We start from the raw sequence: 12514 nt of genomic DNA on the forward strand, positions 1-12514 counted from the left end.
TGAAGCTGCTGAAAATCGGCGCCCGCCTGCGCCTGACAGCGCGCAAAGTCTGGCTGTCCTTCTCGGAAGCGTATCCCTACGCCAGTGATATTGCTCAGATCCTGGCCAATCTCAAGCAGCATCCTGCTTGGTCGCCGCCTGGATAGGTTCTTCCGTCCCCAACAACATCGACTCAAAGAATCAGTCCTGGGTGCTGAGGGACTGGTGCGTCTGTTCTGTCAAAAAAACATCCTCCAGAGCCCCTGAGAGAGCAAAAAACACGAGAATCTCTTCTCTTGGCGAGTACCTTGGCACGAGAAATGGGCTATCGGGCTATCTTGGCCACGTCCCGGCGCCCAAAAACGCCGGAACTAGGGGATCGGTGAGCGATGCGGGCTAGGTGATGCCAGACGTGACTCCCGTAAACTGACCAGGAAACTTCAGGCGCTGCCCTCCGGTAGAACGCAGCTGCAACCAGCCTGTGAGACTGACCTGCAAACAAAAAAGGCGTGACAGTTTTTCTGTCACGCCTTTCTATTCTGGGTACTGTTGCTGCCCGCTCAGGGCATATCGTCGATCTGCTGTCCTTCCTTCTGTACCGGCATCAGATCCGCTTTACTCACGCCGAGCATGAGCACGGCACTGCTGGCCACGTAGATAGACGAATAAGTACCAACCACAATACCCAGGATCAGCGCCAATGAGAAGTTGTGGATGATCTCACCACCAATGATGAACAGCGCCAGCAAAACAATCAGCGTGGTCAATGACGTTACGATAGTGCGCGACAGGGTCTGGTTCAGGGAGGTATTGATAATCTCTTGTGAATCCCCTTTGCGGATCTTGCGGAAATTCTCGCGAATCCGGTCGAATACAACGATGGTATCGTTGAGCGAGTAACCGATCACCGCCAGCACTGCCGCCAGCACGGTCAGATCGAATTCCAGTTGGAACAGGGCAAAGAATCCCAGCGTAATGGTCACGTCATGCACCAGCGCGACAACCGACCCTACGGCAAAACGCCACTCGAAGCGCACGGCCACGTACATGAGAATGGCAATCAGGGATACCAGTACCGCCAGCGCACCGTCTTCCGTCAGTTCATCGCCCACCTGGGGGCCGACGAATTCCACACGACGCAGCTCCACCTTGCCGCCGGCCTGTTTGCTCAGCAGGCCAAACACCTTGTCGCTCAATTTCGAGCTCTTGACGCCTTCGCGCGGGGCCAGACGAATCAGCACATCCCTGGGTGTACCGAACTGCTGTACCTGGGCTTCGGCAAAACCATTTTCGGCCAGTACCTGCCGGGCCTTTTCCAGATCCGCATCCTGGCTGTAACCAACCTCGATCAGGGTTCCCCCGGTGAAGTCGATACCAAAGACCAGTCCCCGCATGGCCAGTGAAACCAGCGCAATGACCACAAGCGTTATGGAAAAAGCCATGGCAAGCTTGCGCTTGCCCATAAAATTGATATTCAAAGAAGAACTGAGAGTTCGCATGTGCTGTTACCTGAATCAGATTGCGAGTTTCTTCACGCGCTTGCCGCCATACACCAGATTTGCCAGTGCGCGGGTTCCCACGATGGAAGTGAACATGGAGGTGACGATGCCAATGGCCAGGGTCACGGCAAAACCTTTAACCGGGCCGCTACCAATGGAGAACAGCACGATAGCGGCAATCAAGGTTGTAATATTGGCATCCATGATGGTACTGAAGGCCTTTTCGTAACCGGCGTGAATACTGGCCTGAGGTGTGCTGCCTACCCGCAGTTCTTCCCGGATGCGTTCATAGATGAGCACGTTGGCATCCACCGCCATACCTACCGTCAGTACGATACCAGCAATACCGGGCATGGTCAGCGTCGCCTGCAGCAGTGACAGGATGGCCATGATCAGCACCAGGTTGGCGATGAGTGCCGCATTGGCAAACAGGCCGAATACCTTGTAGTAGACCACCATGAACACCATCACCATCAACAGACCGATGACGACGGATTTCAGCCCCTGGTTGATGTTTTCCTGTCCAAGGCTGGGGCCGATGGTGCGCTCTTCCACGATATCGATGGGCGCTGCCAGGGCACCGGCACGCAACAATAGCGCCAGCTCGTGGGCTTCCTGGGGACTGTCAAGACCCGTGGTCTGGAAACGGCGGCCAAAAGGCTCGAGAATATTGGCGACACTGATCACCTCTTCCACCAGCCGCTTGATGGGCTTGCCATCGGCTTCACGACCCACCACCCGGCTCTCCTTGAATACCACCGCCATGGGCTTGCCCACGTTATCCGTCGTCACATTGCGCATACGCCGCGCGCCCTTGCTGTCAAGGTTGACCGATACCATGGGGCTGCCGGAGCGCTGATCAAAACCCGAAGATGCATCGGTGATCTGGTTACCGGTGACGATGACCCGCTTCTTCAGCAGTATGGGACGGCCATCTTCCCTCACCTTGTACAGTCGCGACCCTGGCGGAATCTTGCCATTGTTCTTGGCATCCATGGCATCATGCTCCGTGTCTACCAGACGGTATTCCAGGGTTGCCGTTGCACCGAGGATATTCTTGACCTGGGTCGGATCCTGCACACCGGGAAGCTCGACCACGATACGGCGGTCTCCCTGCTGCTGGACCAGCGGTTCCGCCACGCCCAGGGCATTCACCCGGTTTCGGATGGTCGTGATGTTCTGCTGCAGGGCGAATTTCTTGATGGCGCGGATCTCGGAAGGTGGCAGAGTCAGGCGCACGAAATAGGCGCCGTCTGCATCGCGGGTTTCCACGCCAAGGTTTCTGAATTCATTACCCAGCACTTCCTCCGCCTGGTTTCGCGTTGCAGCGTCCTTGAATTTCACATCGATACCGAGGGCGTCGGCCTTTACCGTCAGGTAGCGCAGCTTCTTGCCCCGCAAGGCGGTACGCACATCGCCGGTATAGGCCTCGACCTTGTCCTTGATCGCGGCATCCATGTCCACATCAATGAGCACATGAATACCGCCGCGCAGATCCAGACCCAGATTGACCGGCTTCCCGCCCAGGGCCAGCAGCCAGTCCGGTACATTGGCAGCCGTGGTCAGCGCATAGGAAACATTCTCAGGCAAGGCGTTGGCAATCACATGCTGCGCCTTCTGCTGATCGGTTGTGGATGGGAAATGGATCAGCAGTTTTCCTGCCTTGTCTTCCACGGACTTGACCGGGATACCGGCATCCTTGAGTGCCGTTTCGATCTTGTCCTGCAGTGTTTTTTCTACCACCGCACCGCGGTTGCCGGATACGGCAATGGCAGGATCCTGGCTATACAGGTTGGGCAGCGCGTAGAACAGCCCGATTGCGAGAATGGAGACAACCAGGATATTTTTCCATAAAGGATATTGATTCAGCATGTCAGATCAATGGTAAAAAGTAGCAGGTTGAGGGAGAAAGCATCCGGTCACTGAACCCGGCATGAATTCCGCCGGGGTTCAGGGAGCTGCGGATCAGAGTTCCTTGAGCGTTCCTTTGGGCATCACAGCTTCCACGGCCGCACGGCGCACGGTGACTACCATGCCATCGGCCACTTCCACCCTGACGAAGTTCTCGCCCACTTCGGTAATCTTTCCCATGAGACCGCCGGTGGTCTGCACTTCGTCACCTTTCTTCAGGCTTTCCACCAGAGCACGGTGCGCCTTCTGACGCTTTACCTGCGGCCGGATCATGAAGAAGTACAGAACCAGGATCAGGCCAATGGGAAATATCAGGCCAGCCAGACCATTGGGACCCGCCACAGCTGCTGCCGCAGGCGCTTCAGCCAATGCGTCGTTGATAAAGAAATTCATTTACCTACCTCCGCTGTACGCGGGAAATAACACGAACAGCAAAATTGGGGAATTGCGAAGCCGCATATTATGCCACAGTGCACAACTGCGTGCCGGACGGAATCATCACTCGAGTTCCAGACCATCCACTTTCTGGAATCCCCGGGGCAGCTTGTTACCGCGGCGTCCCCGTTCACCTTCATAGGCATTGAGATCCGCCGCCTTGGGATTGAGATGCCGTTTACCAGAAATCAGCCTGACTTTTCCACCTTCAGGCACCACCAGCATGGCGACCACGTACTCTTCCCGCTCGGCGACACGCTTGCCGGGTATGCCGATGATCTTGTTGCCCTTGCCGCGCGCCATTTCCGGCAAATCGCTCAGGGGAATCACCAGCATGCGTCCTTCACTGGTTACCGCCACCACCCGGTCGGTATGTGGATCGGTGACAGGTTGCGCCTTGAGCACCCGTGCGCCCTTGGGCAGGGTCAGCACGCTCTTGCCACCCTTCTTGTTGGCGATAAGATTCTTCGCCCGCGTAACGAAGCCATATCCCGCATCCGAGGCCAGCAGCCAGCGCTGTTCGGGATCACCGCCGAGAACGGACATGAACCGGGCGCCATCAGGCGGTGAAAATCGCCCTGTCAGTGGCTCTCCCTGCCCCCTGGCGGAAGGCAGAGTATGAGCCAGCAGCGCATAACTGCGCCCGGTGGAATCAAGAAATATGGCGGTCTGATTACTGCGCAGGCGCACCGCATCGCGATAGCCGTCACCTGCCTTGTAGCTCAGGCTGGCGGGATCGATTTCATGGCCTTTGGCGGCCCGCACCCAGCCTTTTTCGGACAACACCACGGTGCTGGGCTCGCTGGGCGTGAGTTCACTTTCATCCATAGCGGCGGCAGCTTCGCGCACCACCAGGGGAGACCGGCGCTCATCACCGTATTCCTCGGCGTCTGCCTGCAGCTCCTTGCGCACCAACGTCTTCATGCGCTGTCGGGAACCCAGGGTCTTTTCCAGATAGTCACGCTCCTCGGCGAGTTCCTCCTGCTCGGCACGGATCTTCATTTCTTCCAGGCGTGCCAGCTGCCGCAGCTTGGTGTCCAGCACGTAGTCCGCCTGGACCTCGGTCAGTTCGAAACGCGCCATGAGTACCGGTTTGGGCTCATCCTCGGTACGAATGATATGGATGACCTCGTCGATATTGAGGAAGGCAATCAGCAGACCATCCAACAGATGCAGGCGATCGAGCACCTTGTTCAGGCGATGCTGCAGGCGGCGCCGGACAGTCGTGAAACGGAACTCCAGCCACTCTCTGAGTATCACCCGCAGATCCTTTACCTGGGGCCGCCCGTCCAGACCGATGAGATTGAGGTTCACCCGGTAGGCGCGCTCCAGGTCGGTGGTGGCGAATAAGTGGGACATGAGGCGTTCCAGGTCCACCCGGTTGGAACGGGGTACGATCACCAGACGCGTGGGATTTTCATGATCGGATTCATCACGCAGGTCCTCGATCCAGGGCAGTTTTTTCCCGCGCATCTGGCTGGCGATCTGTTCCAGGATCTTGTTGCCGGATACCTGGTATGGCAGAGCACTGACGACTATGTTGCCGTCCTCCTTTTCCCAGACAGCACGGGCGCGGACACTGCCCCGCCCTGTCTGGTAGATCTTCAGCAGATCCTCGCGGGGCGTGATGATCTCCGCTTCCGTGGGGAAATCCGGCCCGGGAATATGCTCGCAGAGTTCTTCCAGAGTGGTTTTCGGGACTTCGATGAGACGGATACAGGCACTGACCACTTCCCGCAGGTTGTGGGAGGGAATATCCGTGGCCATGCCCACGGCAATCCCGCTGGCACCGTTGAGCAGGACATTCGGCAGGCGGGCAGGCAGCAGGCTGGGCTCTTTCAGGGTACCGTCGAAATTTGGCACCCAGTCCACCGTCCCCTGCCCCAGTTCCGCCAGCAGCACCTTGGCATAAGGCGTGAGCTTGGCCTCGGTATAACGCATGGCCGCAAATGACTTGGGATCATCCGGCGAACCCCAGTTGCCCTGCCCATCGATCAGCGGATAACGATAGGAAAAGGACTGGGCCATGAGCACCATGGCTTCGTAACAGGCCGTATCACCGTGAGGATGAAATTTACCCAGCACATCACCCACAGTACGCGCCGATTTCTTGTGCTTGCTTGCCGCCGACAGCCCCAGTTCAGACATGGCATAGACGATGCGCCGCTGTACCGGCTTGAGACCGTCGCCGATATGGGGCAGTGCCCGGTCGAGGATGACGTACATGGAATAGTCCAGGTACGCCTTCTCGGTGAATTCGGCCAGGCGCAGCCGCTCGGTACCCTCGGAGGTGTAGTTTTCGTCCATTACTTCTTTTTCAGCTGGCGCATCTCGTCGAGCATGGCCTGGATGTCGTTGTACCAGCGGGCAAACTGTAGCTGCAGCTTCTTGTCATCAGGAAAGAAGGCGCCCAGCGCACGGGGATCCATGGCGGCCAGCACAGTTTCATCGTTTTCCGCGATCACGGCGATTTTCAGCGGCAGATAAGGCGACATTTCGGGATGGTCGGCAAGAATGCGCCGCACCTCTTCCAGCTTGCCGAAGAACACTACCCGGTAGAAATCCGACTTGTAGTGAAATTCGGCCATGCCACCGTCACAGCGCTGGACATGGGCAACACTGTATCCGTATTCGGGAAGCGTTTCCTTGAGCACATCCATGACATGCTGGGCCTTGGCATGGCTGCGCGCCATGACCAGTTTCTGATCAGCCTGTGCGGGAAGCATCAGGGCCAGCATCAGACAGATACCTGCAAGTATTTTCACAGCGTTGCCTCCTCCATCACGGCCAGTATGACCTCTTCCATGAGCACCCCGACTTCAGAAAGCTCCTGGTTGTTGAACAGGGTCGCCAGCTGGGCCACGTTTGCAGAGATCACCAGCACTTTCCCGTTCCGTTCGATGACATTGATGCGGCAGGGCAGCACCGTGCCCAGGCGCGGATCGATGTTGAGCAGATGGTACAGCTCCTTGAAATTGCAAAACCGGATACTCACCTGACGGGTATTGACGCTGAACTCGTCCGCCAGACCCTGTTCCAGATAGCGCTGGGGAAAGATTCGGAAGTTGGCGCCGGTGAGGGCCTGCTTGACGTTTTCCACCGTGGTGTCGAAACCATAGGGTGATTCCATGATGTAGGCAGGCTTGCCCCGCCATTCCTCCATACCCTGCCTGATCACCGGCGGCTTCAGCGTGCGCAGGTAAGCCACCACGTGGGAAATTTCCTGATCGGAAAGCTTGCTCTTGAACGAAGGCATGCCGCCCACCTTGCGTCCACTCAGTACGATGTCATGAATCATGGCATCCGAAGCCGACTGCTGGAAACCACGGTTGTTCAGGGCTGCAGGCATGACCATGAAAGTCCGCTCCCGGGACATGGTCACACCGGTGCCCGGTCCTTCTCCACTGCCATCCTTGCCATGACAGCGGACGCAGTTCTTTTCATACAGGGGCTTGCCCAGCTTGGCATCTCCTTTGAGCTTGGCTGTCTTGAAGACCGGGCCCGGCTTGCCGGACCAGCTGCGGACATAGCGCACGATGGCCTTCACCTGCGCCGGGCTCAGCGCCTCGAAAGACGGCATGATGCGTCCCGGCCGGCCATGACGTATGGTCTTGGCGATGTAGTCATCGGATACCTGGGACAGTATCTCGTCCGTCAGGGGCAATCCGATGCCACCTTCACCCCGGGAATGGTGACAGACACTGCAGTTGTCTTCATACAGAGCCTTACCGTCAGGAGCCGCCAACAGCGGCGCACATAACAGCAGCAACAGCCAGTTCAAATGTTTCATCAGTTATCAACTCCAGCAATCAAATCCTGAGCGGCTTCCGCCATATCCCCTTTTTCCTGCAGCCAGGCCTTGCGGTCGCCTGAACGTTTCTTGGCCAGCAGCATATCCATCATTCGCAGGGTTTCGTCACCGGCTTCCATGGCCAGCTGCACCAGCCGCCGGGTATCCGGATGGATGGTCGTCTCCCGCAACTGCATGGGGTTCATCTCGCCCAGGCCCTTGAAACGCTGCACATTGACCTTGCCGCGCAGTTTTTCGGCTTCGATGCGCGCCAGCACACCCTGCTTTTCCGCATCATCCAGTGCGTAAAACACCTGCTTGCCCACGTCGATACGATACAACGGCGGCATGGCGACATACACATGCCCTTCTTTTACCAGCTTGGGGAAGTGGCGCACGAACAGCGCACACAGCAAGGTGGCAATATGCAGACCATCGGAATCCGCATCGGCGAGAATGCAGATCTTGCCAAAGCGCAGTTTCGACAGGTCATCCACGCCGGGTTCCACGCCGATGGCCACCGAAATGTCATGCACTTCCTGAGAGGCCAGCACTTCGGCGCTGTCCACTTCCCAGGTATTCAGAATCTTGCCGCGCAAGGGCATGATGGCCTGAAAATCCTTGTCCCTGGCCTGCTTGGCGGAACCACCTGCAGAATCCCCTTCCACCAGGAAAAGCTCTGTGCGGTTCACATCATCGGATGCACAGTCAGCCAGCTTGCCCGGCAGCGCCGGCCCCTGAGTCACCTTCTTGCGCACAACCTTGCGTCCGGCCCGCATGCGGGTCTGGGCGGCATGGATGGCCAGCTCGGCAATTCGCTCACCCTCGGCCGTGTTCTGGTTCAGCCACAGACTGAAAGCATCTTTCACCACGCCGGAGACAAATGCGGCACATTCCCGCGAAGACAGCCTTTCCTTGGTCTGCCCCGAGAACTGGGGATCAGCCATTTTCACGGACAGCACATAGCTGACCTTGTTCCAGACGTCGTCCGGTGTGATCTTCACACCTCTGGGCAGCAGGTTTCGGAATTCACAAAACTCCCGCACAGCCTCGGTCAGGCCGGTTCGCAGCCCGTTCACATGGGTGCCGCCCTGTGCGGTGGGAATCAGGTTCACGTAGCTTTCGGTGACGGGCTCCCCCCCTTCCGGCAGCCAGGCCAGCGCCCAGTCAGCTGCTTCTTCACTGCTGGCCATGCTGCCCACGAAAGGTTCTTCCGGCAGCATTTCGAATCCCTGCAGAGCATCCAGCAGATAATCCTTGAGACCATCGGCATATTGCCACTCTTCCGTTTCGCCGCTTTTTTCATCGGTGAAACGCACATGCAGCCCGGGACAGAGCACCGCCTTGGCACGCAGCACGTGTTTGAGCTGACGCACACTGAACCTGGGGCTGTCAAAAAAGCTCTCATCAGGCCAGAAGCGGATGCGCGTGCCGGTGTTCTGCCTGCCCACCTTGCCCACGGCTTCGAGACTGGAAACTTTCTCGCCATTGGCAAAAGCGATATTGTATTCCGCCCCGTCGCGTTTGACCCAGACCTCCAGGTGTTTGGACAGGGCATTCACTACCGAGACGCCCACGCCATGCAGGCCACCGGAAAACTGGTAGGACTTGTTGGAAAATTTGCCTCCGGCATGCAGCTTGCACAGTATGACTTCGACACCGGGAACGCCTTCTTCGGGGTGGATATCCACCGGCATGCCCCGGCCATTGTCCGAAACCTCCAGGGAACCGTCCTTGTACAGTATGACGTCGATCTTGCTGGCATAGCCGGCCAGCGCTTCATCCACGCTGTTGTCGATCACTTCCTGGGCAAGGTGGTTCGGGCGGGTGGTGTCCGTGTACATGCCCGGGCGCTTGCGTACGGGCTCCAGTCCGCTCAGTACCTCGATGGCCGACGCATCGTAATCAGTCATCGTTGGTCCAGTTGTCAAAAGGGTTATGCGCTTCGAACAAACCTTTCACGCCCTGCTTTATCTGACGGAGCTGTCGTGGAATCTCCCCGGTGCAGAAAATGTCATGCGCCAGTTCCACCCGGTAATCGGCTCTTTTGGTGCGCCCGTACTTCTTCCATTTCGGCGCTTTCACCTTGCGTACAGCCGGGTCACGTTTCGGATCGCCGTAGGCGTAGATCACAAACTCCTTCGTGGCACAGCGAATTCCCTCGAAAGTGGCCCGGTACCCTCCGGTATTGGAGCGGATGAGCAGCCAGTAGCGGACCACATAGTCCTTATGTGACACCGACAGTGTATTCAGATCCAGATAGGCCTTCTGGGTCTTTGGCAGCGTATCGACAGGCACTTCAGACCACGCACCGTCATCCGGCAACGGAGGTATATCGGTAGTGCTTTCTTTCCATTCTTTTTCCAGCGCATCGAAATCATCCTGATCCCCGGTCAGTTCCTCATACCTGTCTGTCGGCGCCGCCTGCAACAGGCCGCACAGGGAAAACAGAAGCACCAGCAACACCGTTCTATTCAAAGCCACGCAGAGCAATCCTCAGCATTCAAATACAAAGGCGAGAGTTTACAACCCTGACCAGCGATTGAACATAGGCACAACCGGAATTCTGTGAGGAATGTGCGCTTTGATATTGCAGACAAACGCACAGTGGGGTAATTTGCACGCTGCTACCAAACCACGCAATCTGGATATGAGTCGAAAGAAACCCGAAAATCTCAGCTTTGAAGAAGCCCTGAGCGAGCTGGAAAGCCTGGTGGATCGCCTGGAACAGGGTGATATTTCCCTGGAAGAATCACTGAAATCCTTCGAAAGAGGCATTGCGCTTACCCGCAACTGCCAGCAGGCGCTCGCCAAGGCGGAACAGAAAGTCAGCATACTGAGCGACAAGACCCTCGAAGCCGAACCTGAGACATTTGAAGTCGATGCCAAAGACTGACCCGGCATTCGACACCTTTTCCAGTGACTGCGTGATCAGGGTGGAAAAAGCGCTGGACCACAACCTGCCCGCCACGACAATCGAACCCCGGAATCTGCACGAGGCCATGCGTTATGCCACTTTCAATGGTGGCAAGCGGGTGCGCCCCCTGCTGGTCTATGCCGCCGGCACGGCCTGTGGCGGAGACATGGATGTGCTGGACATCCCTGCTTGTGCCGTCGAGCTGATACACAGCTACTCCCTGGTGCATGACGACCTGCCGGCCATGGACGACGACGACCTGCGGCGAGGCAAACCCACCTGCCACAAGGTCTATGACGAAGCCACGGCGATTCTGGTGGGCGATGCCCTGCAGTCTCTGGCATTCGAACTGCTGGCCAGGTCCACGGACAGGATTCCTGCAGAAACGCGTTTAAACATGCTGCGCATACTGGCAAATGCAAGTGGCTCCAGAGGGATGGCAGGTGGTCAGGCCATGGATATCGATGGTGTGGATCAGGAGCTTTCCCTCCCGGAACTGGAAATCATGCACATCCACAAGACAGGTGCACTGATCCGCGCCAGCGTACAGTTGGGTGTCCTGAGCGCAGGCGGCAGCAAAGAACAGCTGGCAAAACTGGAACATTACGCCAAGGCCATCGGTCTGGCATTTCAGGTGCAGGACGATATTCTCGATATCACGGAAAACACTCATACACTGGGAAAGACACAGGGAAAGGACGCTGCCGACAACAAACCCACCTATCCGGCCCTGCTGGGACTCGATGGCGCCCGTCAAAAGGCCCGGGAACTCCTAGAAGAAGCCCATGACGCACTGAATGGATTTGACGGCTCGGCACAGCGCCTGCGCCAGCTGGCAGACTATGTCGTGGGCAGAAAGCACTGAATCCGCTCTATTCCCAAAGCAGCGCAAGGTTATTCAACATTTCCCTTATGCAGGCCAGCAGGCTAAAATGAGCGGCTACCATTTTGAGCTTGTAAAACCTGATGACCAGTCACTGCAACACAGCATCTGCTGAAATCGAAGACGTACAGGGCAGCGCCGACACCCGGCAGATTGCCATAAATCGTGTTGGCATCAAGGATATACGCCACCCTGTCCGTGTCAAGGACCGCAGTGAGGGCGAGCAGCACACTGTTGCCAATTTCAACATGTACGTGTTCCTGCCGCACAACTTCAAGGGCACTCACATGTCCCGCTTCGTGGCCATCCTCAACAACCACGAGCGGGAAATTTCCATCAATTCCTTCAAGGACATGCTGGTGGAAATGGTGGAGAAACTCGAATCCGAGGCGGGCCATATCGAAATGGCATTCCCCTTCTTCGTCAACAAAACTGCCCCGGTCTCGGGAGTGAAAAGCCTGATGGACTACGAAGTCACTCTCATCGGCGAAGTCGAGGACGGCGAGCCCAGCATGTTCACCAAAGTGGTGGTACCAGTTACCAGTCTGTGCCCCTGCTCAAAGAAAATTTCGGATCGTGGCGCCCACAACCAGCGTTCCCACGTCACCGTGACCGTCAGCACCGACGATTTCATGTGGATCGAGGAAATCATCGAACTGGTTGAAAAAGAAGCCTCCAGCGAACTCTACAGCCTCCTCAAGCGCCCGGACGAGAAATTCATCACCGAGCGCGCCTATGACAACCCCAAGTTTGTGGAAGATGTCGTACGTGATGTGGCCGGACGCCTGAACGACGACCCGCGTATTCGCTCCTATATCGTGGAAGCCGAGAACTTCGAGTCCATCCACAACCACTCGGCCTATGCGCGGATAGAAAAAATCTGAAAATGAAACAGATTTTCCTTATTGCGATTGTCAGTATTGCCGCAATAGCGGGGTATAACAAGTATTAAAACAACGTAACTACTCACCCCTAAGACTGAGTACAAGCCTGCCTCGATGGATCTACAATCGCTTTTTCATGTCTGTAGAGGCTTGACATCATAGTACGCCGAGTCTATGCTATTGACCCAACACATCGAATGGATCAACAGCCATGGG

General features: G+C 56.9%; 11 protein-coding genes. 3 read left to right on the top strand and 8 right to left on the bottom strand.

Features of this window, described 5'->3' with window-relative positions; genetic code table 11:
- Window positions 1-539: 539 nt before the first annotated feature.
- The 8 genes from secF to ACOCD2_RS05100 all read right to left on the bottom strand — a co-directional run bounded on the left by secF (window position 540) and on the right by ACOCD2_RS05100 (window position 10098).
- Window positions 540-1478, bottom strand: coding sequence for a protein translocase subunit SecF (gene secF, locus ACOCD2_RS05065; protein WP_293647366.1), 939 nt, complete (start codon window positions 1476-1478; stop codon window positions 540-542).
- Window positions 1479-1493: 15 nt separating this feature from the next.
- Entirely contained in the window at window positions 1494-3347 is a 1854-nt protein-coding gene (gene secD, locus ACOCD2_RS05070) for a protein translocase subunit SecD (RefSeq protein WP_293647374.1), read from the bottom strand.
- Between the two features lie 96 nt (window positions 3348-3443).
- Window positions 3444-3782, bottom strand: coding sequence for a preprotein translocase subunit YajC (yajC, locus tag ACOCD2_RS05075; RefSeq protein WP_293647368.1), 339 nt, complete (start codon window positions 3780-3782; stop codon window positions 3444-3446).
- 105 nt (window positions 3783-3887) lie between these two features.
- Window positions 3888-6131, bottom strand: coding sequence for a DNA topoisomerase IV subunit A (gene parC / locus ACOCD2_RS05080; protein ID WP_293647370.1), 2244 nt, complete (start codon window positions 6129-6131; stop codon window positions 3888-3890).
- A complete protein-coding gene (locus ACOCD2_RS05085; RefSeq protein WP_293647372.1) occupies window positions 6131-6589 on the bottom strand; it encodes a DUF302 domain-containing protein in 459 nt (152 codons plus the stop codon). The genes parC and ACOCD2_RS05085 overlap by 1 nt, the downstream gene beginning before the upstream one ends.
- The gene (locus tag ACOCD2_RS05090; RefSeq protein WP_293647582.1) at window positions 6586-7614 is read right to left on the bottom strand and encodes a c-type cytochrome; all 1029 of its coding nucleotides are present in this window, start codon (window positions 7612-7614) and stop codon (window positions 6586-6588) included. Before ACOCD2_RS05090 ends, ACOCD2_RS05085 begins: the two co-directional genes overlap by 4 nt.
- Entirely contained in the window at window positions 7614-9527 is a 1914-nt protein-coding gene (parE, locus tag ACOCD2_RS05095) for a DNA topoisomerase IV subunit B (RefSeq protein ID WP_293647580.1), read from the bottom strand. The genes ACOCD2_RS05090 and parE overlap by 1 nt, the downstream gene beginning before the upstream one ends.
- Complete coding sequence (locus ACOCD2_RS05100) at window positions 9520-10098, bottom strand: CNP1-like family protein (RefSeq protein WP_293647578.1); 579 nt, start codon at window positions 10096-10098, stop codon at window positions 9520-9522. Before ACOCD2_RS05100 ends, parE begins: the two co-directional genes overlap by 8 nt.
- 100 nt (window positions 10099-10198) lie before the next feature.
- On the opposite strand from ACOCD2_RS05100, the gene ACOCD2_RS05105 reads away from it, so the two are divergent.
- The 3 genes from ACOCD2_RS05105 (at window position 10199) to folE2 (ending at window position 12298) form a co-directional block, all read left to right on the top strand.
- Complete coding sequence (locus ACOCD2_RS05105; RefSeq protein ID WP_419587793.1) at window positions 10199-10510, top strand: exodeoxyribonuclease VII small subunit; 312 nt, start codon at window positions 10199-10201, stop codon at window positions 10508-10510.
- Window positions 10497-11396 (top strand): (2E,6E)-farnesyl diphosphate synthase, encoded by a 900-nt coding sequence (gene ispA / locus ACOCD2_RS05110; RefSeq protein ID WP_293647574.1) that lies wholly within the window; start codon window positions 10497-10499, stop codon window positions 11394-11396. Before ACOCD2_RS05105 ends, ispA begins: the two co-directional genes overlap by 14 nt.
- Before the next feature lie 101 nt (window positions 11397-11497).
- Complete coding sequence (gene folE2 / locus ACOCD2_RS05115; RefSeq protein WP_293647572.1) at window positions 11498-12298, top strand: GTP cyclohydrolase FolE2; 801 nt, start codon at window positions 11498-11500, stop codon at window positions 12296-12298.
- The last annotated feature ends 216 nt before the right edge of the window (window positions 12299-12514 follow it).

Origin of the sequence: Thiolapillus sp., from assembly GCF_048562965.1 — a bacterium.
In the GTDB taxonomy this organism is placed as follows: domain Bacteria; phylum Pseudomonadota; class Gammaproteobacteria; order Chromatiales; family Chromatiaceae; genus Thiolapillus; species Thiolapillus brandeum_A.